21 protein-coding genes are annotated in these 25238 nt (G+C 69.9%); 10 read left to right on the top strand and 11 right to left on the bottom strand.

Translation table 11 applies throughout. From position 1 onward, the window contains the following. Window positions 1-1824, top strand: a 1824-nt coding sequence (dnaK, locus tag ACWGDB_RS39890; protein WP_453826958.1) for a molecular chaperone DnaK, incomplete at its 5' end; no start/stop codon positions are given. A gap of 6 nt (window positions 1825-1830) precedes the next feature. On the opposite strand, the gene narI is transcribed toward dnaK, so the two are convergent. The 6 genes from narI to ACWGDB_RS39860 form a co-directional block, all read right to left on the bottom strand. Next, complete coding sequence (gene narI, locus ACWGDB_RS39885) at window positions 1831-2553, bottom strand: respiratory nitrate reductase subunit gamma (protein WP_453826957.1); 723 nt, start codon at window positions 2551-2553, stop codon at window positions 1831-1833. Continuing rightward, window positions 2550-3044: a nitrate reductase molybdenum cofactor assembly chaperone gene (narJ, locus tag ACWGDB_RS39880; RefSeq protein WP_453826960.1), complete on the bottom strand. Its 495-nt coding sequence runs from the start codon at window positions 3042-3044 to the stop codon at window positions 2550-2552. Before narJ ends, narI begins: the two co-directional genes overlap by 4 nt. Beyond that, on the bottom strand, window positions 3044-4693 hold the full coding sequence (narH, locus tag ACWGDB_RS39875; protein WP_453826956.1) for a nitrate reductase subunit beta: 1650 nt from the start codon (window positions 4691-4693) through the stop codon (window positions 3044-3046). The genes narJ and narH overlap by 1 nt, the downstream gene beginning before the upstream one ends. Continuing rightward, a complete protein-coding gene (locus ACWGDB_RS39870; protein ID WP_453826955.1) occupies window positions 4693-8385 on the bottom strand; it encodes a nitrate reductase subunit alpha in 3693 nt (1230 codons plus the stop codon). The genes narH and ACWGDB_RS39870 overlap by 1 nt, the downstream gene beginning before the upstream one ends. Before the next feature lie 116 nt (window positions 8386-8501). Then, a complete protein-coding gene (locus tag ACWGDB_RS39865) occupies window positions 8502-9320 on the bottom strand; it encodes an SAM-dependent methyltransferase (RefSeq protein ID WP_453826954.1) in 819 nt (272 codons plus the stop codon). 46 nt (window positions 9321-9366) lie between these two features. After that, on the bottom strand, window positions 9367-10230 hold the full coding sequence (locus ACWGDB_RS39860; RefSeq protein ID WP_383231753.1) for a helix-turn-helix domain-containing protein: 864 nt from the start codon (window positions 10228-10230) through the stop codon (window positions 9367-9369). Between the two features lie 273 nt (window positions 10231-10503). Here ACWGDB_RS39860 and ACWGDB_RS39855 point away from each other — a divergent pair, with 273 nt between their 5' ends. After that, window positions 10504-10929 carry a hypothetical protein gene (locus ACWGDB_RS39855; RefSeq protein ID WP_453826953.1) on the top strand — a complete coding sequence of 142 codons (426 nt, stop codon included), beginning with the start codon at window positions 10504-10506 and terminating at the stop codon, window positions 10927-10929. Here the strand turns inward: ACWGDB_RS39855 and ACWGDB_RS39850 are convergent. Continuing rightward, on the bottom strand, window positions 10911-11741 hold the full coding sequence (locus tag ACWGDB_RS39850) for a helix-turn-helix domain-containing protein (RefSeq protein ID WP_453826952.1): 831 nt from the start codon (window positions 11739-11741) through the stop codon (window positions 10911-10913). The genes ACWGDB_RS39855 and ACWGDB_RS39850 overlap by 19 nt on opposite strands. 30 nt (window positions 11742-11771) lie before the next feature. Between ACWGDB_RS39850 and ACWGDB_RS39845 the strand changes: the two genes are divergently transcribed. The 3 genes from ACWGDB_RS39845 to ACWGDB_RS39835 all read left to right on the top strand — a co-directional run bounded on the left by ACWGDB_RS39845 (window position 11772) and on the right by ACWGDB_RS39835 (window position 14000). Further along, on the top strand, window positions 11772-12860 hold the full coding sequence (locus tag ACWGDB_RS39845) for an ADP-ribosylglycohydrolase family protein (RefSeq protein ID WP_453826951.1): 1089 nt from the start codon (window positions 11772-11774) through the stop codon (window positions 12858-12860). 88 nt (window positions 12861-12948) lie between these two features. Then, window positions 12949-13251, top strand: a complete 303-nt coding sequence (locus ACWGDB_RS39840) for a 4a-hydroxytetrahydrobiopterin dehydratase (protein ID WP_453826950.1) — start codon at window positions 12949-12951, stop codon at window positions 13249-13251. Window positions 13252-13256: 5 nt separating this feature from the next. Further along, window positions 13257-14000: a class I SAM-dependent methyltransferase gene (locus ACWGDB_RS39835; protein WP_453826949.1), complete on the top strand. Its 744-nt coding sequence runs from the start codon at window positions 13257-13259 to the stop codon at window positions 13998-14000. On the opposite strand, the gene ACWGDB_RS39830 is transcribed toward ACWGDB_RS39835, so the two are convergent. Both ACWGDB_RS39830 and ACWGDB_RS39825 read right to left on the bottom strand, forming a co-directional pair. Beyond that, entirely contained in the window at window positions 13969-14445 is a 477-nt protein-coding gene (locus ACWGDB_RS39830; RefSeq protein WP_453826948.1) for a hypothetical protein, read from the bottom strand. The two genes, ACWGDB_RS39835 and ACWGDB_RS39830, sit on opposite strands and share 32 nt — an antisense overlap. Next, complete coding sequence (locus ACWGDB_RS39825; protein WP_453826947.1) at window positions 14442-14939, bottom strand: hypothetical protein; 498 nt, start codon at window positions 14937-14939, stop codon at window positions 14442-14444. The genes ACWGDB_RS39830 and ACWGDB_RS39825 overlap by 4 nt, the downstream gene beginning before the upstream one ends. 39 nt (window positions 14940-14978) lie before the next feature. On the opposite strand from ACWGDB_RS39825, the gene ACWGDB_RS39820 reads away from it, so the two are divergent. The 3 genes from ACWGDB_RS39820 (at window position 14979) to ACWGDB_RS39810 (ending at window position 18595) form a co-directional block, all read left to right on the top strand. Continuing rightward, complete coding sequence (locus ACWGDB_RS39820) at window positions 14979-15935, top strand: helix-turn-helix transcriptional regulator (protein WP_453826946.1); 957 nt, start codon at window positions 14979-14981, stop codon at window positions 15933-15935. Window positions 15936-15975: 40 nt separating this feature from the next. Further along, window positions 15976-17850 (top strand): rhamnogalacturonan lyase, encoded by a 1875-nt coding sequence (locus ACWGDB_RS39815; RefSeq protein WP_453826945.1) that lies wholly within the window; start codon window positions 15976-15978, stop codon window positions 17848-17850. 211 nt (window positions 17851-18061) lie between these two features. Continuing rightward, window positions 18062-18595, top strand: coding sequence for a hypothetical protein (locus ACWGDB_RS39810; protein WP_453826944.1), 534 nt, complete (start codon window positions 18062-18064; stop codon window positions 18593-18595). A gap of 126 nt (window positions 18596-18721) precedes the next feature. Here ACWGDB_RS39810 and ACWGDB_RS39805 read toward each other — a convergent pair whose 3' ends face one another. Next, window positions 18722-19372 carry a PASTA domain-containing protein gene (locus ACWGDB_RS39805; protein ID WP_453826943.1) on the bottom strand — a complete coding sequence of 217 codons (651 nt, stop codon included), beginning with the start codon at window positions 19370-19372 and terminating at the stop codon, window positions 18722-18724. Window positions 19373-19529: 157 nt separating this feature from the next. Between ACWGDB_RS39805 and ACWGDB_RS39800 the strand changes: the two genes are divergently transcribed. Next, window positions 19530-20138 (top strand): DUF4352 domain-containing protein, encoded by a 609-nt coding sequence (locus ACWGDB_RS39800; protein ID WP_453826942.1) that lies wholly within the window; start codon window positions 19530-19532, stop codon window positions 20136-20138. A 52-nt stretch (window positions 20139-20190) separates the two neighbouring features. Here the strand turns inward: ACWGDB_RS39800 and ACWGDB_RS39795 are convergent, their stop codons facing one another. After that, window positions 20191-23106, bottom strand: coding sequence for a glycoside hydrolase family 48 protein (locus tag ACWGDB_RS39795; RefSeq protein WP_453826941.1), 2916 nt, complete (start codon window positions 23104-23106; stop codon window positions 20191-20193). A gap of 367 nt (window positions 23107-23473) precedes the next feature. On the opposite strand from ACWGDB_RS39795, the gene ACWGDB_RS39790 reads away from it, so the two are divergent. Continuing rightward, entirely contained in the window at window positions 23474-25189 is a 1716-nt protein-coding gene (locus ACWGDB_RS39790) for a glycoside hydrolase family 6 protein (RefSeq protein WP_453826940.1), read from the top strand. Window positions 25190-25238: the final 49 nt, after the last annotated feature.

Below are 25238 nucleotides of genomic sequence, written 5' to 3'. Positions count from 1 at the left end.
GTCCTGGAGGGCGGCGAACCCACGGTCGTCGCCAATGCGGAGGGGGCCAGGACCACACCGTCGGTCGTGGCCTTCGCCAAGAACGGCGAGGTACTCGTCGGTGAGGTGGCCAAACGGCAGGCGGTGACGAACGTCGAGCGCACCGCCCGCTCCATGAAGCGGTACATGGGCGACGCGAACTGGCGCTTCCCGGATCAGGGCGACATCGACGGCTCCCGCTACCGGGCCCAGGAACTTTCGGCCCGGGTGCTGCAGAAGCTGAAGCGGGACGCCGAGTCGTATCTCGGCGAGGACGTCACCGACGCGGTGATCACCGTGCCCGCCTACTTCGACGACGCCCAGCGGCAGGCCACGAAGGAGGCCGGGGAGATCGCCGGCCTGAAGGTGCTCAGGATCATCAACGAGCCCACGGCCGCCGCCCTCGCCTACGGCCTCGACCGGGGCGAGGAGCAGACCGTGCTGGTCTTCGACCTCGGCGGCGGCACCTTCGACGTCTCGCTGCTGGAGATCGGCGACGGCGTCATCGAGGTCAAGGCCACCAACGGCGACACCCACCTGGGCGGCGACGACTGGGACCAGCGGGTCGTCGAGTACCTGGTGAAGAAGTTCAAGGGGCAGTACGGCATCGACCTCGGCAACGACAAGATGGCGCTGCAGCGGCTGCGCGAGGGCGCCGAGAAGGCCAAGATCGAGCTGTCCAGCTCCACCGAGACGACGATCAACCTGCCCTACATCACGGCCTCCGCCGAGGGGCCGCTCCACCTTGACGAGAAGCTGACCCGCGCCCAGTTCCAGGAGCTCACCGCGGACCTCCTCGACCGCTGCAAGACCCCCTTCCACCAGGCGGTCAAGGACGCCGGCATCAAGCTCTCGGCGGTCGACCACGTCATCCTCGTCGGCGGCTCCACCCGGATGCCCGCCGTCACCGAACTCGTCAAGGAACTCACCGGCAAGGACCCGCACAAGGGCGTCAACCCCGACGAGGTCGTGGCCGTCGGCGCCGCCCTCCAGGCCGGTGTCATCCGCGGCGACGTCAAGGACGTCCTGCTGCTCGACGTCACCCCACTGTCCCTCGGCATCGAGACCAAGGGCGGCATCATGACGAAGCTCATCGAACGCAACACGACCATCCCCACCCGGCGTTCGGAGATCTTCACCACGGCCGCCGACAACCAGCCCTCGGTCGGCATCCAGGTCTACCAGGGCGAACGTGAGATCGCGGCGTACAACAAGAAGCTCGGCGTCTTCGACCTCACCGGCCTGCCGCCGGCCCCGCGCGGCGTCCCGCAGATCGAGGTCGCCTTCGACATCGACGCCAACGGGATCATGCACGTCTCCGCGAAGGATCTCGCGACCGGCCGTGAGCAGAAGATGACGGTCACGGGCGGCTCGGCCCTCCCGAAGGACGACATCGACCGCATGATGCGGGAGGCCGAGCAGTACGCCGAGGAGGACCGCAAGCGCCGCGACGACGCCGAGACCCGCAACCAGGCCGAACAGCTCGTCTACCAGACCGAGAAGTTCATCCGCGACAACGAGGACAAGGTCCCGGCGGACACCAGGGCCGAGGTCGAGTCGGCGATCACGGAACTGAAGCAGCAGCTGGAGCAGAACGCCGAGACGAACGCCCTGCGCACCGGCATCGAGAAACTCGCCTCGGTCAGCCAGCAGATGGGCCAGTCGATGTACGCCCAGTCCCAGCAGGCGCCGAGCGACAGCGCGACCGGCACGGGCGCCGAGCAGTCCGCACCGCAGGACGACGACGGTGTGGTGGACGCGGAGATCGTGGACGACGAGAAGGACCAGAAGGGCGGCGCCGCATAGGGGCGCTCAGGACCCCGTCTTCTCCCAGCCCCGCCGCTCCGGCCGGGGCCCCAACTGCCTGGGGTCCCGGCTGCGGTACACCACATACGGCCGGAACAGGTACTGCACGGGCGCGCTGAACATGTGGACCAGCCGGGTGTACGGCACCAGCGCGATGAGCACCATGCCGATCACCGCGTGCACCTCGTACAGCACCGGCACGCCCGCCATCCGGTCGAGGTCCGGTTGGAGGGTGAAGAGACTGCGGGCCCACGGGGCGATGGACTCGCGGTAGTTGTAGCCGTCGCCGGAGGAGTGGGACAGCTTGGCGACCATGCCCATCACGATCGCCGCCGCCAGCACGACGTACATGACCTTGTCGTTGGCCGTGGTCGCCCGGAACACGGGTGCCTTCGTGCGGCGGCGGTAGATCAGCAGGACGATCCCGGCGACCGTCAGCACCCCCGCCGCCGTGCCGCCGTAGAGGGAGAACAGGTGGTACGTGCGCTCGCTGACGCCGAGCGCGTCCGTCCAGGACTCCGGGACGAACAGGCCCACCAGATGGCCGACCAGCACGAACAGGATGCCGTAGTGGAAGGCGGGCGACGCGATGTTCAGGAGCTTCGACTCGTAGATCTGGGACGAGCGCGTGGTCCAGCCGAAGCGGTCGTAGCGGTGGCGCCAGATCAGGCCGGCGACGAGCAGGGCGAAGACGACGTAGGGCAGGACGCCCCACAGCAGTGTGGTCATGGGCGTGCCCCCGGTTGTGCGGTCGGCAGTGTGGCGCACACGGCGTCCAGCACGGACGCGTACGGTGTGCCGAAGTCGGTGAGCCGGGCGCGGAGCTCCTCCAGGCAATCCCGGTGTTCCAGCAGCAGGTCGGTGTCGCCGGTGCGGGCCGCGAACTCCAGTACCGCGGGCAGGAAGTCGGGCAGTTCCTCGCCGGTGAACTCCAGGCCGTGGGCGCGGTAGAGGTCCTTGAATCGCAGCAGCGACATGCCGCGGCGCCGGGTGTCGCCGTCGCGCCACCAGCTCAGGTACAGGCTGTGACGGTTCTTGAAGTCGAAGACCTGGACGTAGTGGGCGGCCAGTTCCTGCGGGGGCGTGAGGGCCGCGTGGTCGGTGAACTCCCGCAGCTGCGGGGCCGCCTCGCGCAGCAGCGGCAGGCGGGCGCGGAAGTCGTCGTCGGGGTAGGTCAGGCAGAGTGCGGCCGCCTGGTACAGCACCTCGAAGGACGGCATCATGCCTCCTCGGTCTCGGCTGTGTCGGCTGATTGGGCCATGGGGGCTGTGGGGGGCAGGTCGGCCGCGCGGTCCGCCGTCTGCCGTTTGCGCAGGGCGTGGAAGTTCTCCACCGACACCAGCGGCAGCAGCTTGCGGCCCGAGTCCTGGCCGAACGGGCCGTCCCCGCCCATCCCGGGCCCGCCGTCGTAGTCGAGGCTGCACCCCTGCGGCAGCGCCGACTCCTCCAGGTGCCGGGCGTCCGCGACGGCGGCCGTCGGAATCACGTACCGGTCCTCGTACTTGGCGATCGCCAGCAGCCGGTACATCTCCTCGATCTCGTGCGCCTCCATGCCGACCGCGGCCGACACCGAGGGATCCGGCTCCTCACCGAGGTTGATCGCCCGCATGTGGGAGCGCATCGCGGCGAGCTTCTCCAGCGAGGACCGGACCGGGCCGATGGCGCCGGCCGTGAACATCTCCGCCAGGTACTCCAGCGGAATGCGCAGGCTGTCGATCGCGCCGAACAGGTTCCCCGCGTCCTCACCGTCGTGCCCGGTCTCCGTCAGCACGTCCACCACGGGGGAGAGCGGCGGGATGTACCAGACCATCGGCATCGTCCGGTACTCCGGATGCAGCGGCAGCGCCACCCGGTACTTGCTGATCAGCGCGTGCACGGGAGAGCGGCGCGCCGCCTCCACCCAGTCGTACGGAATCCCCGCCGCGTCGCACGCGTGCCGGACCCCGGCGTCCTCGGGATCGAGGAAGACACCCAACTGCGCCTCGTACAGGTCCCGTTCGCTGCGCACCGACGCCGCGGCGGTCACCCGGTCGGCGTCGTACAGCACCACCCCGAGATAGCGCAGCCGGCCCACGCACGTCTCCGAGCAGACCGTCGGCAGGCCGACCTCGATCCGCGGGTAGCACATGGTGCACTTCTCGGCCTTGCCGGTGGCGTGGTTGAAGTACACCTTCTTGTACGGGCATCCCGTCACGCACATCCGCCAGCCCCGGCACCGGTCCTGGTCGACGAGGACGATGCCGTCCTCCGCCCGCTTGTACATCGCCCCCGACGGGCACGAGGCGACGCAGGACGGGTTGAGGCAGTGCTCGCAGATGCGCGGCAGATAGAACATGAAGGTCTGCTCGAACTCGAAGCGCACCTTGTCCGAGGCCTGCGTGCGCGCCCGCTCCACCATCGGGTCGAAGTCGCCGTAGGCGGGGGCGCCGGCGAGGTTGTCGTCCCAGTTCGACGACCACTCGATCTTCATCGGTTTGCCGTCGAGCTGCGAGATCGGGCGGGCGACCGGGTAGTCGTCGCCGAGCGGGGCGTCGGTGAGGTTCTTGTAGTCGTACGTCCAGGGCTCGTAGTAGTCCTTGATCTCCGGGAGTTCGGGGTTGGAGAAGATCCCGGCGAGCTTGCGGAAGCGGCCGCCCGCCTTCAGCTTCAGGGCCCCGCGCCGGTTCAGCTCCCAGCCGCCGCGCCACCGCTCCTGGTCCTCGTAGCGGCGGGGGTAGCCCTGGCCGGGGCGGGTCTCGACGTTGTTGAACCAGACGTACTCCATGCCCCGCCGGTTGGTCCACGCCTGCTTGCAGGTGACCGAGCAGGTGTGACAGCCGATGCACTTGTCGAGGTTCATCACCATCGCGATCTGGGCCATCGGACGCATCAGTACTCGACCTCCTGGCTGCGGCGGCGGATCACCGTCACCTCGTCGCGCTGATTGCCCGTCGGGCCCAGGTAGTTGAACGCCCAGGACAACTGGGCGTACCCGCCGACGAGATGGGACGGCTTGAGGATCAGCCGGGTGAGTGAGTTGTGGATACCGCCGCGCCTGCCGGTGGCCTCCGTCTTCGGGACGGCGACCGTGCGTTCCTGCGCGTGGTGCATGTAGACGGTGCCGGGCGGCATCCGGTGCGAGACGACGGCCCGGGCTACGACCACGCCGTTGCGGTTGGCCGCCTCCACCCAGTCGTTGTCGACGACGCCGATCGCGTCCGCGTCCTGCGGGGACATCCAGATGTTCTGGCCGCCCCGGGAGAGCGCCAGCATGAACAGGTTGTCCTGGTACTCGGAGTGGATGGACCACTTGTTGTGCGGAGTGAGGTACCGGACCGTCACCTCCTTCTGCCCGTCCGGTCCCAGGCGCGGTTCGCCGAACAGCTTGTTCATGTCCAGCGGCGGCCGGTAGACGGGAAGTGCCTCGCCCAGCTCGTGGATCCAGTCGTGGTCGAGGAAGAAGTGCTGGCGGCCGGTGAGGGTGTGCCAGGGCTTGAGATGCTCGGTGTTGAGGGTGAAGGCGGTGTAGCGCCGCCCGCCCGACTCGCTGCCCGACCACTCCGGTGAGGTGATCACCGGCACGGGCGCCGCCTGGGTGTCCGCGTACGTGACCCGCTTGCCCTCGTGCTCGGCCGCCAGGTGCGCCATCTCCTGTCCGGTACGGGCCTCCAGCGTGCGGAAGCCCTGCGTGGCGAGGCGCCCGTTGGTGGTGCCGGACAGGGCGAGGATGGTGTTCGCGGCCTTCACGGCCGTGTCGAGCAAGGGCCGGCCGCCGGGTGACACGCCGTTCAGGTGCCGGAGGTCCTCGACCTCCTCGTCCGGCATCAACGTGATGCCCTTGGCGGGCAGGCCGAGCTGCTCCGCCAGCGGCCCGAGAGCGGCGAACTTGGCGCCGATCGCCGTGTAGTCCCGCTCCACCACGGTGAGGTTCGGCATCGTCTTCCCCGGCACCGGATCGCACTCCCCGCGCCTCCAGTCCAGGACGACCCCGCCGGGCTGGGCCATCTCGCCCGGGGTGTCGTGCTGCAGCGGGGTCACCACCAGGTCCTTGCGCACCCCCAGATGACCGACGGCCAGCTCACTCAGCCGCTCCGCCAGCGCCTTGAACGCGTCGAAGTCGGTGCGAGCCTGCCACGGCGGGTCCACGGCCGGGGTGAAGGAGTGCACGAAGGGGTGCATGTCGGTGCTGGACAGGTCGTGCTTCTCGTACCAGGTCGCGGCGGGCAGGACCACGTCCGACAGCAGCGTCGACGACGTCTGCCGGAAGTCCAGCGACAGCAGCAGGTCGAGCTTGCCCTCGGGCGCCTCGTCGTGCCAGGTCACCTCCCGCGGCCGGACGTCCTCGGGGGCTTCCTCCGCCTGCAGGGACGAGTGCGTGCCGAGCAGGTGCCGCGTGAAGTACTCGGCGCCCTTCGCCGACGAGCCCAGCAGGTTGGCCCGCCACAGCGTGAGCACCCGCGGCCAGTTCTCCGGCGCGTCCGGGTCCTCGCAGGCGAACTTCAGGGTTCCCGCGCGCAGTTCGGCCACCGCCCGCGACACCGGATCACCGAACACCTCGCCCAGCTCCAGCGGATTGCGGTCGAAGGTCGGATACGACGGCATCCACCCCGTCCGCGCCGACAACGCGAGACAGTCCGCGCCCGTCATCCCCCGGAACCGGCCCGTGCCGAGCGGCGAGGCGAGGACGTCGGCGGTGAACCGGTCGTAGCGCCACTGGTCGGTGTTGAGGAACCAGTACGCCGTGCCGATCATCTGGCGCGGCGGCCGCGACCAGTCCGACGCCGAGGCGAGCGTCGCCCAGCCGGTCACCGGACGGCACTTCTCCTGGCCCACGTAGTGCGCCCAGCCGCCGCCGTTGCGGCCCTGGCAGCCGGTGAGCTGGAGCAGGGCCAGGAAGGCGCGGTAGATCGTCTCGGAGTGGAACCAGTGGTTGGTGCCGGCGCCCATCAGGATCATGCAGCGGCCCTTCGACCGCTCGGCGGTCCGCGCGAACTCCCGGGCGATCCGTACGCACTTGGCGGCCGGGACCGAAGTGTGCGCCTCCTGCCAGGCCGGGGTGCCGGGCGCGACGCGGTCGTCGTACGACACGGGCCAACGGCCGGGCAGCCCCTCCCGCGCCACCCCGTACTGCGCCAGCAGCAGATCGAAGACCGTCGTCACCAGCGGCCCCTGCGCGCCGCCGAGCTTCGTCGCCGGGACGCCACGCCTCATGACGTCCCCGCGCCCCTGCCCGTGCGCCCCGCCCTCGGTGTCGAAGCGTGGCAGCAGCACCTCCACACCCGCGGCGACCTCACTGCCGTACAAGCTCAACTGCGGTCGTATTTCGCCGAGGTCGAGATTCCACTTGCCCATGCCCGACTCGGACCAGCGGAAGCCGAGGGAGCCGTTCGGGGCGACCGCGCGACCCGTGGCGGCGTCCAGCACGACCGTCTTCCATTCCGCGCTCGCGCCCTCCTGCCCCAGGTCCGAGGCGCGCAGGAACTTCGCCGGCACGTAGGCGCCGCCCCGTTCCTCCAGCGTGACCAGGAAGGGCAGGTCGGTGAACTGCCGCACGTAGTCCGCGAAGAACGGTGTCTCGCGGTCGACGAAGAACTCCTTGAGGACGACGTGCCCCATGGCGAGGGCCAGCGCGCCGTCCGTGCCGGGGTGCGGGTGGAGCCACTCGTCGGCGAACTTGGCGTTGTCGGCGTAGTCGGGGGCGACCACCACGACCTTCTGGCCCCGGTAGCGGGCCTCCGCCATCCAGTGCGCGTCGGGCGTCCGGGTCACCGGGACGTTCGAGCCCCACATCATCAGATACGCGGCGTCCCACCAGTCGCCCGACTCCGGTACGTCGGTCTGGTCGCCGAAGACCTGCGGGGAGGCGACCGGCAGATCGGCGTACCAGTCGTAGAAGGAGAGCATCGGGGCGCCGATGAGGGAGTGGAAGCGGGCGCCCGCCGCGTGCGACACCATCGACATCGCGGGGATGGGGGAGAAGCCGGCGATGCGGTCCGGGCCGTACGTCTTGATGGTGTGGACGTGCGCGGCGGCGACGATCTCGACCGCCTCGTCCCAACTCGCCCGCACCAGACCGCCCTTGCCGCGCGCCTGCTGGTAACGGCGGCGGCGCTCGCGGTCGTTCACGACGTCCGCCCAGGCCAGGACCGGATCGCGCAGGCGTTGCTTCGCCTCCCGGTACATCTCCAGGAGAACGCCCCTGATGTACGGGTGGCGGACCCGGGTGGGGGAGTAGGTGTACCAGGAGAAGGCGGCGCCCCGGGGACAGCCGCGGGGCTCGTACTCGGGGCGGTCGGGGCCTACGCTCGGATAGTCGGTCTGCTGGGTCTCCCAGGTGATGATGCCGTCCTTGACGTACACCTGCCAGCGGCACGACCCCGTGCAGTTCACGCCGTGCGTGGAGTTCACGACCTTGTCGTGGCTCCACCGGTCCCGGTAGAAGGCGTCCGCCTCGCGCCCGCCCGTCAGCGCGACGCTGTGCAGATCGGGCGCGGGCGTGCCCGGCCGGAACCACCTGCCCGCCTTGAGCAGCGCCGCGCCCGGCTCGGCGGGCGGGACGGCGGGTATCCGCGTGTCGGTCACAGGCGCTCCCTTGCTTGCCCGGAGGCCGGGGCTCTGGTCCCGAACCTAGGGCGGGGCGCGGGAGCGCACCCCTTCACCGCACCCGTACGGGTAACCGCCGCCGGGCACCCGTACGGCTAGGGCTTGTGCGCGACCCCCGCGTACACCGGCACGATGCCCTCAGCCTGGGCCGCCACGTCCGCCGCCTCCGGCCGCCAGCCGTAGACCGGGATGACGCCGGGGCCGAGCAGCTCGAGACCGTCGAAGAAGCGGGAGAACTCGGGCAGCGACCGGGGGAAGAACGGGGTGCCGCTGTGCCGGAAGTGGTTCGCCGCCTTCTCGATGGCCGCCGGGCTGAGGTCCGGGGTGACCTGGGAGAGGATCAGATAGCTGCCCGGGGCGAGCGCGGCGACGTACTTCTCCAGCAGGCCGTACACGTCGTCGCCGTCGGGGTCGTCGCCCAGGTAGTGGGTCAGCGCGACCAGCGACAGCGCGACCGGTCGGCCGAAGTCCAGGGACTCCCCGGCCCGGCCCAGCAGCGTGTCGACGTCCCGGACGTCGGCGTGCACGTAGTCGGTGCTGCCCTCTCCGGACCCGTGCAGCAGCGCCTCCGCGTGCCGCAGCACGATCGGGTCGTTGTCCGCGTACACGACCTTGGACTCGGCGGCGACGCCCTGCGCCACCTGGTGCAGATTGGGCTCGGTGGGGATGCCCGTGCCGATGTCCAGGAACTGGCGTATCCCGGCCTCGGCGACGGTGCGCACGGCACGGTGCATGAACCGGCGGTTGGCGCGTGCCCCGCGCAGGACCGTGCCGTCCACGGCGAGGATCTTCCGGGCCAGCTCCTCGTCCACCGGGTAGTTGTCCTTGCCGCCGAGCCACCAGTCGTAGACGCGGGCCGGGTGCGGCCGGCTGGTGTCGACGCGGGGGGTGTGCGCGGCCTCGGAACCGGTCATGCGATGTGTTCTCCTCGGGGATCGATGGCCTTCGCGGCCCTTGACCTCAACAGTCCTCGCGGTGTTCCCGCAGGATCTTCCTGGTGCGCTCGGCCGACGCGGCGGCCGTCGACATGTGGTCCAGGACCTCCAGATGCGCGGCGACCTCCTTGCGGGAGTCCAGATACAGGGCGCCGGTCAGGTACTCGGTGTAGACCATGTCGGGCAGCTCGGGCTCGGCGAAACGGAACAGGGTGAAGGGCGCGTACGTCCCCGGATGCGGGCCCGAGGCGAACTCGGCGATCTGCAGCGTGACGCGGTCGCGCTCGGCGAACTCCAGGAGCTTGTCCAGCTGGTCGCGCATCACCTCGCCGCGGATGCTCACCGGCCGCAGCAGCACCGTCTCGTCCATGATCACCCACATGTGCGGCGGGTCCGGGCGCTCCAGCAGCCGCTGCCGTTCCATGCGCAGCGACACATGCCGCTCGATGGTCTCCGGCCCCGTCTGTCCGATCGTGCCCGCCTCCAGCACGGCGCGCGCGTACTCCTCGGTCTGCAGCAGGCCGGGCACGAAGTGCGGCTCGTAGGAGCGGACGATGCGGGCGGCGCCCTCCAGGCTCACGTACAGGCTGAACCAGTCCGGCAGCACGTCGTGGAACCGCTGCCACCAGCCCGGCTGGTTGGCCTCCTCGGCCAGCGAGACGAACGCCGCCGCCTCGTCCTCCGGCACGCCGTACGTCTCCAGCAGCACCTGTACGTACGGGATCTTCAGCGCGACCTCGGCCGTCTCCATGCGCCGTACGGTCGCCGCGGCCACACGCAGCACGCGGGCGGCCTCGTCGCGTGCCAGCCCGGCCGCCTCCCGCAGCTCCTGCAGGCGTCTGCCGAGCACCACTTGACCCACGGTCGGCGCGGGCCGCCGCTCACTCACGCCACGCCTCCCCTACGCGCCGAAAGTACGGGGGCAGTGTGCCACGTTCCGGTTGGCCGTGGGGCGGTCGGTGTGGACTGCGGGCTGACGGTCCGTCGTGGTCGCTCGCGCAGTTCCCCGCGCCCCTGAGAGGGCGTTGCCATTACCCGGCAGGTAATCGACCGGGCCGCTTCTCCGCGAGAGCCTTGACGCACCGGGTTCCGGGCCGGCGCACTCCGGCCCGGAACCCGGGTCAGATGCCCGGAAACCGACCTCGACGGAGGGTGATTCGTCATGTCCGCCACCTCGCTCACCGCGCTCGCCCGGACCTCCGACCCGCAGACCGTGCTGCGCCGCTTCCTGGCCCTGGACGCGCTGGTGACCGGCGCCAATGGGCTCGCCTATCTCGTCGCGTCCGGCCCGCTGGGGCGGCTGCTCGGGGTCGACAGCACCCTGCTGCTCGCCCTCGGTGCCTTCCTCACCGTGTATGCCGCCGCCGTGGGCCTGCTCGCCATGCGTGCCCGCCCCGCCGCGCTCGGGGTGCGGGCCGTGATCGAGGCCAACCTCGCCTGGAGTGTGCTGAGTCTGGCCGCCCTCGCGCTGTGGTTGTCGCCGTCCACCGCGGGTGGCGTGTGGACGGTGCTGCAGGCGCTCACCGTCGCCGGGTTCGCCGTGCTGCAGCACATGGCCCTGAAGGTCCGTCAGGGAAGCAGCGACTGAAGGTACTTGACCGTCGCCGGGTCGGCCGGGAGCAGCGTCTCGATGGCCAGCTCGGCGACGGTCACGTCCATGGGGGTGTTGAAGGTGGAGATGGAGGAGATGAAGGACAGCACGCGGCCCTCGTGCTCGATCTGCATCGGCAGCGCGAAGTACGGGACGGGCTCGGTGGGCTCGGCGCCGGGCGTCTCCTCCGGAACCGGGTAGGCGGCCACCTCCTCGTACAGCTTGCGCAGCGGCTCGGAGCGGTGCAGCGCGATCTGCCGCTCCATCTGCGCGAGGAGATGGCCGCGCCACTCGCGCAGGTTGCGGATGCGCGGTGCGAGGCCCTCCGGGTGCAGGGTCAGGCGCATCGCGTTCAGCGGGGGCTCGAGCAGATGCTCCGGGATGCCGTCGAGGATCATGAGGATGCCCCGGTTGGCCGCGTGGACGTTGTACATCGCGTCCACCACGAGAGCCGGGTAGGGCTCGTAGCCCTGGATCAGCTGTTCCATGCCCGCGCGCAGCGCGTCCAGCGCCGGGTCGTCCAGCGGGGTCTCCGGATAGCGCGGGGCGTAGCCTGCGGCCAGCAGCAGCGCGTTGCACTCGCGCACCGGCACGTCCAGGTGCTCGGCAAGCCGCAGCACCATCTCCTCGCTCGGTCGCGAACGGCCCGTCTCGATGAAGCTGACGTGCCGCGCCGAGGAGTCGGCGCGCAGCGCCAACTCCAGCTGGCTGACCCGCCTTTGCTCGCGCCAGGCCCGCAGCAACGGGCCGACGCCGGGACCGGAGGGGGTGCCGGCGGGATCGGGGCTGCCGGACGGGACAATGGTCATGAGTACGACCGTAGTCGAGGAGCGAGCCGAATGAACGAGCCGTGGATGTCGTCCCTGGCGGGCGAGGCCGTGTACCGCGCCCGGGTGCGTGGCTGTCTGCTCGGCGGGGCCCTCGGGGACGCGCTCGGCTATCCGGTCGAGTTCAGCTCGCTGGAGCGGATCCGCGCCGCCAACGGAGAGCGCGGAGTGACGGGACCCCTGTTCCCCGGGGACAGCGACGTGGCCCGCATCAGCGACGACACACAGATGACGCTCTTCACCGCCGAGGCGCTGATCCAGGCCCACCGACGGGAGCGGCTCAAGGGCATCGGCGGCGCATGGGCCCTGCTGGTGCGCTGGGCGTACGAGCGCTGGCTGGAGACCCAGCGTCACCCCGGCCCCGAGCAGGCCGCACCGCCGCAGAGCGGCGCGCCCGAGGGCGGTCTGATCACCCAGGCGTGGCTGTACGCCCGACGGGCTCCCGGCAACGCGTGCGTGTCCGGGGTCGCCCAGCTGTACGCACCCGACCCCGGGCTCGCGCTCGACGGCCAGCCCGGTGAGGTCAACCCCGACTCCAAGGGCTGCGGCGCGGTGATGCGCTCGGCACCCTTCGGCCTGGTGAACTCCGCCGACGGCGCCTTCGCCATGGCCGCCCGTGCCGCCCAGATCACCCACGGTCACCCCACCGGCTACTACGCGGCCGGGGCCCTGGCCGCGATCGTGGCGCACCTCGTGGCGGGCGACTCCCTGGAGGGCGCGGTCCTGCGCACGCTACGGCTGCTGGCGCGCCACCCCGGCCACGAGGAGACGTCGGCCGCGCTCACCGAGGCCGTCGACCTGGCCGGGCACGGCGCACCCACCGCGGAGAAGGTCGAGACCCTGGGGGAGGGCTGGGTCGCCGAGCAGGCGCTCGCCATCGGGGTCTACTGCGCGCTCGTCACACCCACCGTGCGCGACGCTCTGCTGCTCTCCGTCAACCACTCGGGCGACAGCGACTCCACCGGCTCCATCTGCGGAAACCTGCTGGGCGCCCGGTACGGCGACCTCGGCCTGCCGCACGAGTGGGTGGAGCGCGTCGAGGGCCGGGCGCAGATCGCCGCGCTGGCCGACGACCTGGCGGCCGAAGGCGTGCGGCGCTGAGCCTTGGGGAACCCGTCTGACCAGGGCCGCCGCGCGCAGGCTGTGGCAGGCTGAAGACGAACCCTCCCGTGCAGGAAGGAGCGAGGCCATGCCCCTCGAACCGCTGTCGCAGAAGGAGATCGAGGACCGGCTCGCGGAGCTGCCGGGCTGGACGTCGGACGGCGACCGCATCGCCCGCTCCTACCGGCTGGCCTCGCACTTCGCGGCCACGGCGATGGTCGTGCACATCGCCCAGGTCCAGGAGGAGCTCGACCACCACTCCGACCTCATCCTCGGCTACAACACGGTGTCCCTCACCGTGAACACCCACACCGTGGGCGGCGTGACCGAGCGGGACTTCGCACTCGCCCGCAGGATCGAGGAGCTCGCCCCCGGCCACGGGGCACAGTGACGGGCGTGCTCGACTACGACAAGGAAGCCGAGCGGTACGACGCCTCACGCGGCGGCGAGCCCCGGGCGGCCGCCGCGGCCCAGGCGGTGCTGGGTCTGCTGCCGGACGGGACCCGGCGGCTGCTCGATGTCGCCTGCGGCACCGGCATCGTGACGCGGCGGCTCGCCGCCGGACGGAACGGCCTGTCTGTCACCGGCGTCGATCTCGCGCCCGCCATGGCCCGGCAGGCCGCCACCCGCCTGCCCGGCGCCGTCGTGCTCGCCGACAGCCGCCGGCTGCCGTTCCCGGGCAACCGCTTCGACGCCGTCACCAGCGTGTGGTTGCTGCACCTCGCGCAGTCCGACCAGGACGTACGGACCATCGTCGGCGAGTGCGCCCGTGTGCTGCGGCCCGGCGGGGTCTACGTCACCACGGTCGACAAGGGCGCCGCGCACAACGTGGGCAGCGACATCGACGCCGTCATGGCCTCCCGCCCGTCCCGCCCGGCCCGGGACGCGGCGGACCTCGTCGAGTCGTACGCCCTCGGCCACGGCCTGGTGCCGGCCGGCGGGGCCGGCTTCACCGGTCACGGCCAGGGCCGCAGCCCCCGCCGTACGGTGGCCGACCTGCGCCGGGGCTGGTTCGTCACCGTGCCGCCCGGCGGCACGCTCGCCGAGGGCTTCGTCGCCCGCCTGGCGAGGCTCCCGGACCAGGACCGGCCCCGGCCGGACCCGGTGTTCACGCTCCGGGCGTTCCGGAAGGCCGAGTGAAGTCCATGGTCCAGTTGGTCAGCCAGGTCTCCCCGCCGTCCATGGAGAACGCCTGCTCCCAGCGTGCCGAGGCGGCCGAGACGCCCGACCAGACGAACCGCACCTGTACGTCCTTGCCGTCGTGGACGTCGTCACCGTAGAACTCGCCGCGCTCGCCCTCGAAGCGCCCGAGCACCGGCGGGAACAGCTTGCCGGTGCGGCTGGAGGACCAGTTCAGTGACCACTGCTCGGTCGCCCGGTCGAAGAGCCGCAGCGTCAGCCCCTTCGAGCCCAGGTGCGCCATGTCGACCTCGTCGATGTTGGCGGCGCCGTCGAACAGCGGCCGGCAGCGGCTGGTCGCCGGGAACTCCTCCCAGTCGCTGTCCCGGTCGAGGAAGTCCGTGCGGCGGCGGTTGACGACGTCCCAGTCGCCGTGGAAGAAGTCGAAGTCGTGCGGGCTGCTCATGTGCGGTCTCCAGTGGTGCCGTCGGGCAGGGAATCGGCCAAGTAGGCCGTCAGATCGGGGACTTCGGGCGCGAGCAGGTGCCGCACCCAGGCGTCCCGTTCGTGCAGGATCGGCGGGAGCTCCCAGACGCAGCCGATCCACGGCAGGTCGGGCGTGATGAAGTGCGTCGGGTCGCTGTCGGGGCAACCGAGCGCCGGCTGTCCCGCCGACGCGCCCTTGAAGTGCAGGACGTTGTCCCACACCCAGCTGTAGGCGTTCAGATAGGCGCCGTCGTCGCCGCCCCGGTGCAGGACCACGAACGTCGCCGGGGGAGTGCCGTCCGGCTCCGGCAGCAGCTCCGGCAGGATCGCGTACGCCGCCTTCTCGACCTGGGGCGCGATGCCCGCCGGGTCGGCGGTGACGTGGTAGCGCTTGATGTGCCGCCCGGCCACCTCGATCGGCGGCGGTACGGTCAGCAGTTTCTCGGTGAAGGCGGGGGTCTCCGTAAGGGCCATGGCAGGACGCTATGACCGCTTCACTGACATCCTGTGTCAGTGAAGTCCAGCCGACTGGTATCCATCCTGCTCCTCCTCCAGACCCGCGGGCGGATGACCGCCGCCCAACTCGCCGAGGAGCTGGAGGTGTCCGTCCGCACCGTCTACCGGGACGTGGAGGCGCTGAGTGCGGCCGGAGTTCCGCTCTACGGCGACGCGGGGCACGCCGGCGGCTACCGCCTGCTCGACGGCTACCGCACCCGTCTCACCGGGCTCACCGCCGACGAGGCCGAGGCCCTCTTCCTCGCGGGCGCCCCGGGCCCCGCCGCCCAACTCGGCCTCGGCCCCGTCCTGGCCGCGGCCCAGCTCAAGGTGCGTGCCGCGCTGCCCGCGGAACTGCGCACCCACGCCGACCGGATCAGCGGCCGCTTCCATCTCGACGCACCCGGCTGGTACGCCGACGCGGAGGAGACGCCGTACCTCCCGGCCGTGGCCGACGCGGTCTGGAACAGCCGTGTCCTGCACGTCCTGTACCGCCGCTGGCGTGAGCCCACGGACGTGGAGCGGCGCCTGGAGCCGTACGGGCTCGTCCTCAAGGCGGGCCGCTGGTACGTCGTCGCGGGCCCCGGACCGCGCACGTACCGCGTCGATCAGATCCTCCAACTCGCGACTAGCGAGGCCGAGTTCGCCCGCCCCGCCGACTTCGACCTGCCCGCGTACTGGACGGCGTACCAGCACGACTTCCGCGACCGCCTGCGCCGGGACGAGGCGGTGGTCCGGCTTGCGCCCGGCGTGGAGCTCGCGGGGCCGGTGAGGGGTGATGCGCGCACGGAGGAGGACGGCTGGACACGGGTCACCGTCCCCATCGAGTCCGTCGACCACGCTCACGCCGACTTCCTGCGTCTCGGCACCGGCATCGAGGTGCTCCAGCCACCCGAACTGCGTGAGAGGATCGCCCGGACGGTGGCCGAACTGGCCGAGAGATACGGCAACTTCGGCACGCACGGTGGCGACTGAGGGAGCGGAACCCGTCCGTCCTCCCGAGGAGGCACGTCACGTGCAGCACCCGCGCAAGCACCGCAGACGCCGGGCCGCGTTCGCCGCGACCCTCACCACCGCAGCCCTGACCGCCGCCGGGCTCACCACCGTGAACGGCGCCGGAACAGCCGAGGCCGCCACCGCCCTCCAGGTCGAGAAGCTGGACCGCGGGGTGGTCAGCGTCCACACCGCCGACGGCAATCTGGTCAGCTGGCGCTGGCTCGGCACCGACCCGAACGACGTGTCCTTCAACGTCTACCGCGCCGGCACGAAGGTCAACTCGACCCCGATCACCGGCTCCACGAACTACTTCCACTCCGGCGCCCCCGAGCAGGCCGACTACACCGTCCGCGCGATCGTGGGCGGCGTCGAGCAGGGCGACTCGGTGCACGCCGTCCAGTTCCGCCCGGGCTACAAGGACGTCCCGATCAGCCCGCCGGCCGGCGGTACGACGCCCGACCAAGTGGCGTACACCTACGAGGCCAACGACGCCTCCGTAGGTGACCTCGACGGCGACGGCGCCCTCGACCTCGTCCTCAAGTGGCAGCCCACCAACGCCAAGGACAACTCCCAGTCCGGCTACACCGGCAACACCATCGTCGACGGCATCAAGCTCGACGGCACCCGGCTGTGGCGCGTCGACCTGGGCCGCAACATCCGCTCGGGCGCGCACTACACGCAGTTCCAGGTGTACGACTACGACGGCGACGGCAAGGCCGAGGTCGCCATGAAGACGGCCGACGGCACGCGGGACGGCACGGGCGCGGTGATCGGCAGCTTGTCGGCGGACCACCGGAACTCGTCCGGCTATGTACTCTCCGGCCCTGAGTACCTGACCATGTTCAACGGCGGGACCGGCAAGGCGATGGGAACGGTCGACTATGTCCCGGCTCGCGGCACGGTCTCGTCCTGGGGTGACTCGTACGGCAACCGGGTCGACCGGTTCCTCGCCGGTACCGCGTACCTGGACGGCTCCCGTCCCTCCCTCATCATGGCCCGCGGCTACTACACCCGTACGGTCATCGCCGCCTGGGACTGGCGCAACGGCGGCCTCACACGCCGCTGGACCTTCGACAGCAACTCCTCCACCAACAGCGGCAAGGGATTCGACGGACAGGGCTCGCACAGCCTGTCCGTCGGGGACGTCGACGGGGACGGCAAGGACGAGATCGTCTACGGCTCGATGGCCGTCGACGACAACGGCAACGGCCTGTGGACCACGAGGACGGGCCACGGCGACGCACAGCACTTGGCCGACCTCGACCCCGCGCATGCGGGCCTGGAGTACTTCAAGGTCTCGGAGTCGACCGGCCAGCCGGCCGAGCTGTACATCAACCCCGCCGACGGCACCGTGAACTGGAAGCTCGCCGCCTGCTGCGACAACGGCCGGGGAGTCGCCGGGGACATCTGGGCGGGCAACGACGGCGCCGAGATGTGGTCCGCCTCCGACACCTCCGTCCGCGACGAGGCCGGCGCCACCAAGGGCCGCGAGCCGTCCTCGGTCAACTTCCTGTCCTGGTGGGACGGCGACCCCGTCCGCGAACTCCTCGACGGCACCCGCATCGACAAGTACGGCACGTCCTCCGACACCCGCCTGCTCACCGGCTCCGGAGTCTCCGCCAACAACGGCACGAAGGCCACACCTGTCCTGTCCGGCGACATCCTCGGCGACTGGCGCGAGGAGGTCATCTGGCGCACGAGCGGCAACACGGCGCTGAGGATCTACTCGACGCCGCACGAGACGACCACGAAGATCACGACATTGCTCCACGACCCGATGTACCGCACAGCGCTCGCCTGGCAGAACACCGCCTACAACCAGCCCCCGCACCCGAGCTTCTTCATCGGCAACGGAATGGCTGCGGCGCCCAGGCCGACGGTCTACACACCCTGAGCTTGGGCGATTTGGCCTGACTGGAACATGAACCGGCGGCCGTCCGACCCTCCGCGACGGCCGTCGGCATCATGGTCGAGACGTGCCGGGGAGAATACGAACAAGCAGGGACGGCGGCTTGCCGATCTCAAATCGGTGAACCTTCAACCGGCCGGGATCTTTCAACATCATCCGGGGATAGCATCCGATTCCGCGCATCCCTGGGGGGACCATGACGAACGACCTTCCCGAGCAGCCCACCACTCCGCCGCTGCCCGATACCCCGCCACCGCCCGCTGAGCCGCCGGCCGCATCTGCAACCGAGGCGCCGCGGAAGAAGCCCGGCCCGCTGGTCGCCGGCCTCACCGGGCTCGCCTTGGGCGCCGGTATCGTCGGCGGCATCTGGGCCATCGTTGCCAACAGCGGGCCCGACAGGCCGCCCACGTTCACGCTGAAGGGCACCTTCACCCTCACCGAGGATGCCATCTCCACCGGCGACGACGACTGCTCGGCCAGCTACGACTCCGGCTACGACGACATTGCCGAAGGAACCAGCGTCACCGTGTACGGGGCGAAGGGCGATGTCATCGCTACCGGCGAGCTGGGCGACTCCACCTACGCCGACTACGCCTGTCTCTTCGACATTGCCGTGCCCGACGTGCCGAAGGGGGAAAAGTTCTACAAAATCGAAGTCTCGCACCGCGGCACACTCCAACTGTCCGCCAAGGAGGCGGAGAACGGTGAACTCACCGCCAGCCTCGGCTAGCTGGACACCGCTGGGGGTGGGGGGGGGTGACGCGAGGGTGCCCCCAGCCCGCTTGGCTGGGGGTGCCTCGTCATGCCCGTACGATCCGCGACTCCGAGAACTGCGGGTGACGCGGACCGGTATCGCCTACGGGCAGGATTCGTCGAACTTGACTGCGGTGAACGTTACCGGCCGCCCGTTCAGTGCGGAGCCGGCGTCCGGTGACTGCGTGCACACCTGCCAGTTCGATTCGACCAGTACCCAACGGTCGTCGCCGCTCGCGTCATCGACGGTGATCGAGGTGCCGGACTCCAGAGCTGCCCGAGCGGCCTTGACCGACTTGCCCTTGAAGTCCGGCATTTTGCCGCCCGCCGCCGACGGCGCCTTTTCCTCCTTCGCCGGGCACTTCTCCTCCAACTTCACGGCCCCGAAGTCCAGTTCCGTGTCCGTCGGCACCGATGTGCCGGCCTTGACGTTCTGGCTGCAGACCTGCCAGTTCCTGTCGAAGGCCTGCATGCGGTCCCGGCCGAGCGCGTCGTGCGAGGTGAGTGCGTAGAAGCCGAGCTCCTGTGCCTTGTCCTGCGCGGACTGCAGGCCCATGGCCACGAAGTTCGGGACGGTCGCCCTCTCGGTCTCGGCCGGTTTGTCGTCGCTCGAAGCCGGGCGGCTCGTCACGGTCGCCGACGTCGTCGGGGTGGCGCCGGCGCCGGACGACTCGCCGTCATCGGACGGTTGGCAGGCTACGACGCCGACCAGGGCGGTACAGAGCAGAGTCGCGGTGATGATGCGGGTTCGCATTGATTCCCCCGGAGTGGTGCCAGTACAGGCGGAATACCGTAGAGCACATGTGAGGGAAACGTGAACTTCCGTCGTCGGGTCGCGACGGATGAGTCGTACAACCATTCGTGTTCTTTACGGGTCCTTCACATGCGTACTGCCGAAACCTGGGGAGAACATGGTCCACCACACCCGCATCCGTCTCGCCGCCACCGCGGCGGTCGCCGTCGCCGCGCTCGGTCTGTCCGCCTGTGGCAGCGGCTCCGGCGACGAGGTCGTCGACAAGCCGAAGGCGAACGCCTCTGCCAAGGCCGGCAGCGGCAACGAGAAGGAGCCCGCCGCCGAGAAGAGCAGCGCCGCGCCCGAAGCCGAAGTCGCCAAGGTCGGCGACACGATCGCCCTGAAGGGAATGGAGAGCGGCAGCGGACTCGACGCCACCGTCGTCAAGGTCGTCGACAACGCCAAGTCCGGTGACGAGTTCTTCGCCCCCGAGTCCGGCAATCGGTGGATCGGCGTGCAGTTCCAACTCGTCAACACCGGTTCCAAGGTCTACTCGGATGCTCCGATGAACGGGGCGAAGATCGTGGACGATCAGGGCCAGCAGTTCGGGCCCGTCCTCGCCGACATCACCGCCGGCCCCTCGATGTCGTCCGACGTCCGGTTGAAGACAGGTGCGAAGACTCTGGGTTGGGTCGTGTTCGAGGTGCCGAAGGCGTCGAAGACGGCCACCGTCACCTTCGGGATGGACTCGGGCTTCGCTGAGCAGATCGGGGAGTGGAAGCTGTAGGAGTGCACGGAGGGCGCGCGCCTGCGACGGCACGCGCCCTCGGACTGCCCCCTCACTCAAGCAGCTCCGCATACGAGCCCATGGCCAACGCAATGTCCGCCTGAGCCCAGAACCGGTGATACGTGAACGACGGCACTGCCCCGCCCGCGAGATACGCCTCGATCTTCGACCAGGCCGGATCGTCCTCGTAGAACGACCGGATCGAGTCGAAGGTCGACGACGCGTCGATCGCGTCACCGTTCGGCATGGTGCCGCTCCACCCGCTCGGGACGTAGATCGCGTCGTCGAAGCGGTTGTAGTCGGCGCGGGTCTCCGGGACGGCGATGCCGAGGTCGTCCTGGTGGTTGTCCCACATGCCGTCGAGCAGCGCCTTCGCCGTCGTCGCGGCCGCAGTGTCACCCGAGCGGTCGGCGTAGTACGTCAGGGTCTTGGCGTACGCGGCCGCCACGCCGACGTCGTTGGTGTAGTCGACGACGGTGACGTGAAGTCCGTTGTTCGCGCCCGGACTTGACGGGTTCCAGGTGTCGGGTTGCCCCGACCACCGGAGCGTGGACGGGATCCGGTACGTACCGTCCGGATTGACGGTCGTCTCGGACAGCGCCCAGTCGATCCACTTGTCGAGCACGCCCTTCGCGGCCGCGTTCCCCGTCTGCTGGTAGTACTCGGCCACCCGCTCCATCGACCAGGCCTGGAAGCCGAACCACTGGTTGGACGGCGGATCGTGGTAGACGGGCTGCTGGTCGTAGTACATGCCGTAGAAGGTCGACTTCCCGGCCGGCGGGGTCGCGTACCGGCCCGCCCAGCTGTTGGTCGCCCCGCCCGCGATCGCGCCCTCGCCGGACTGCAGCCAGCGATAGAACTCCACCTGCCGCTCCAGCGACTTGGCCCAGTCCGCCTGCCCCGTCGCCGACTTGGGCTTCAGATCGGCGTACGTGCTGAGCGCATACGCGGCCATCGGGTTCTGGTAGCCGCCGTGCGCATGGCTGGAGCCGATGCGCCAGGCCCAGCCCGCCGAGGTGTCGGTGGCGCCGCCCCAGGCGTAGTACCAGGAGAGCAGGTAGTGCGAGGCGTCCTTGCCGGTGCCGGCGGGGCAGCCGGCGGGCCCCACGCAGTTGCCGATCTTCTTGAAGTACTTGTCGTACATCGCGTAGCGCAGGTAGTCGCCCATCTTCGCGGCCTTCGCCACGGTCGCGGAGATGTCACCCCCCTTGCCTTGCTCGTCGGCCCACTTGTCGGCCCAGTACGCGGCCTGCACCGCACGGGCGTCGGCGTCCGGGGCGTTGGTGAACTTCCACTGCCCGGCATACGACGCGTCACCGGTGAAGAGGTCCAAGTAGCCGTTCTTTCCACCGTACTTGAACTGATCACAGGTCGGCTGAGGCACCGTCTCCCACACCGACTCCTGCGCACCGCGCTGGAAGGTGTTGATGTACGACGGCCCCGTGTCGCCCGGCCCCGCCTCGCACTTACCCGGCGAGTTGCCGTAGCCGTAGGTGTTGTCGACGTCCTGCAGCCAGTGCATGGCGTAGACGTCGTCCGTGCCGTACGCGCTCTTCAGTTCACCGGCGATCGGGTCCGAGCCGACCGGGACCGACGCGTCGAGCTTCGCCGGGTACTCGTTCGGGGTGTCGAGCTCGGGTGCGTACGTCGCCGGCTTCGAGGCGTTGTAGAAGGAGTTGGTCGGCTGGTCGGCGTGGGTCGGGATCATGTACTTCTCCATGATCTCCCAGGCGCCGTTGAACTTGGACCAGTCGCCCGTGACCTTGCCGTACATCGCCTGCAGCCAGAGAAGGTAGCTGTAGGCCTCGGACGTGGTCTCGTGGCCGTGGTCCGGCGCCTCGACGATCAGCGTCTCGATGGAGTGGTAGGGGATGCCCTCCGGCGAGAAGTAGCCGTTCGCCGGGTCGGTGATCTTGCCGTACAGCTCCAGGAAGCGGGCGTCGTACGCCTTCGTCGCCGCGATCTGGGTCGCCGTGACCGACGCTTTCGCGTGCCCGTTGGCCGTCGACTCGAAAGTCGCCGCGCCGGTACCGGAGTTGTCGGCGGTGATGGTGACCCGCTGTGCGGTGTTCCAGTTCGAGGGCGTGAAGGTGAGCGAGGCGCCGCCGGTCACCGACAGGCCCGAGTTGCCGCTCGTGCGGGCGGTTGTGACGGTGACTGCGGCCGCCGGCTGGGTCGACAGCTTCAGCTCGAATGTCGCCGTCCTGCCCTGCTGGACCGGGAGTTGGGCCGGGGTGGCCACCACGGCGGGACCCGAGGCGACCGTGATGCCGACCGGCGTGGACTCCGCGGACGCGCCGAGGCTGTCGTACCCCTTCGCGAGAAGCGAATGACTGCCCACGGTCAAGCTTGAGGCCGAGAGCGAGTACGGCGCCGTCGTGTCCGTGCCCAGCAGTGTCGTGTTGTCGTAGAACTCGACCTTGCTGATCGTCGCGCCGTCCGCGGCAGCGGCGGTGGCCGCGAGCGGGACGGCGTCGCCCTGCGAATAGACGGCGCCCGCGGCCGGGCTGGTCAGCACGGTGATGGGGGGCTGGTGGGCGCCGGTGCAGCTCGTGCCGTTGATCGCGAAGTTCGTGGGGGCGGCGTTGGCGCCGCTGTACCCGAACTGCGCGCCGGTGGTGACCGCGGCTCCGGCGGCGATCCGCCCGTTGTGGCCGGCGTTCTTCACCGTGACCGACTGGCCAGACTGGGACCAGGTGCCGTTCCAGCCGTTGCTGAGCCTCTGGTTGCCCGCGTAGCCGTACGTCAGGGTCCAGCCGTCGATGACGTCGGTGCCGCGGTTGGTGAGCGTCAGGTCCGCGGTGAAGCCGGAGCCCCAGTCATGGGTCCGGTAGTCGACACTGCACTGAACGGCCGCTGCCTGAGCGGGAGTTGAGCCCGTGCTCAGCATGGTCAGGGGGAGCGCAAGGGCCGCCGTGACGGCCGTCCAGAACCGTCGTATGGCTCTGCGTCTGCGTGGGGGATGCACGTGCTGGTTCCTCCTTGCGGCTCGGAGAAGTCAAGGCCTGAACCAGTGGGAGCGCTCCCATAGTGGAGACGGGGGTGCGAGGGGTCAAGGTGCTTGAAGAGTCGAAAAGATTCGACGCGTTCAGTTGAGCGAAAGTCAGCAACTCCCCTGTCCATCACCGTCACTTGGCGCTAGCTTCATGGACACCAGTGGGAGCGATTCCATCACTCGACGCGTCCGTCATGACGTGCCTGAGCTGTGAGGAGTCGCTCATGCGACACCCCCCGCGTTTCAGTACTTTCAGCCGTCGTCGGCACCTCCTCCTTGCTCTTGCGCGCCCTGCACGGACGGACCGTCAGCACCCGCAACCAAGAAGGAACCCGCACTCATGACTCGTACCAGAACTGCGATGCTCGCCGCCCTGGCACTGGTCGCCGGGGCCTCGGGGACCGCGCTCGCCGCGGACCCCGGCGGAATCGGCACGGCCGCCGTCCCCTGCACGGTCGACTACAAGGTGCAGAACCAGTGGGACACCGGCTTCACCGCCGCCGTGACGGTCACCAACCAGGGCGCCGCCAAGTCGAATTGGTCGGTGAAGTGGTCGTACGCCGGAAACCAGAAGGTCACCAGCGGCTGGAACGCCAGGATCAGCCAGAGCGGTGCCGCTGTGACCGCCACCAACGAGACCTACAACGGGACCCTGTCGACGGGCGGATCCGTCAGCTTCGGCTTCCAGGGCTCCTACAGCGGCACCAACGCGATCCCGGCCACCTTCACCCTGGACGGTGTGGCCTGCAACGTCGAGGACGGCTCGGGCCCCACCGACCCGACGGATCCCGACCCGACCGGCCCGAAGGTCGACAACCCGTACTCCGGTGCCAAGGTGTATGTGAACCCGGAGTGGTCCGCGAAGGCCGCCGCCGAGCCGGGCGGCAGCCGGATCGCGAACCAGCCGACCGGCGTCTGGCTCGACCGCATCGCCGCCATCAACGGTGTCAACGGCGGCATGGGTCTGCGCGACCACCTCGACGAGGCCCTGACCCAGAAGGGCTCCGGCGAACTCGTCGTCCAGCTGGTGATCTACAACCTCCCCGGACGCGACTGCGCGGCCCTCGCCTCCAACGGTGAGCTCGGCCCGACGGAGCTCGGCCGGTACAAGACCGAGTACATCGACCCGATCGCCGCGATCCTCGCCGACCCGAAGTACGCCTCGCTGCGGATCGTGACGACCATCGAGATCGACTCACTGCCCAACCTGGTCACCAACACCGGAAGCCGGCCCACGGCCACCCCGCAGTGCGACGTGATGAAGGCCAACGGCAACTACCAGAAGGGCGTCGGCTACGCGCTGGGCAAGCTCGGTGACGCGCCCAACGTCTACAACTACATCGACGCCGGGCACCACGGCTGGATCGGCTGGGACGACAACTTCGCCGCCAGCGCGGCCGTGATGAAGGAGGCGGCCACAACCGAGGGCGCCACCGTCGACGACGTGCACGGCTTCATCGCCAACACGGCCAACTACAGCGCCCTGAAGGAGAACAACTTCACCATCAACGACACCGTCGGCGGCAAGTCCGTACGCGAGTCCAAGTGGGTCGACTGGAACCGGTACACCGACGAGCTGTCCTTCGCGCAGGGCTTCCGCAACCAGCTCGTCACGACCGGCTTCAACTCCGGCATCGGCATGCTGATCGACACGTCCAGGAACGGCTGGGGCGGCAGCGCACGGCCCGCCGGCCCGGGCGCGACGACCGACGTCGACACGTACGTCAACGGCGGCCGCTACGACCGCCGCATCCACGTCGGCAACTGGTGCAACCAGTCCGGCGCCGGACTCGGCGAGCGCCCGCAGGCCAATCCCGCGGCCGGGATCGACGCGTACGTCTGGATCAAGCCGCCGGGGGAGTCCGACGGTGCCAGCCGGGAGATCCCGAACGACGAGGGCAAGGGGTTCGACCGGATGTGCGACCCGACGTACACGGGCAACCCGCGTAACGGCAACAACCTGTCCGGCGCCCTGCCGGACGCTCCGCTGTCGGGGCACTGGTTCTCGGCGCAGTTCCAGCAGCTGATGCGGAACGCCTACCCGCCGTTGTCGTAGTGCGATGAATGCGGCTGCGCGTCCGCGGTGGCTGGTCGCGCCCGCGCGG

This window comes from Streptomyces sp. NPDC055013 (assembly GCF_053608645.1).
The sequence above is the reverse complement of the archived record's forward strand: the minus strand, read 5'-3'. Positions and strand labels throughout refer to the sequence as shown.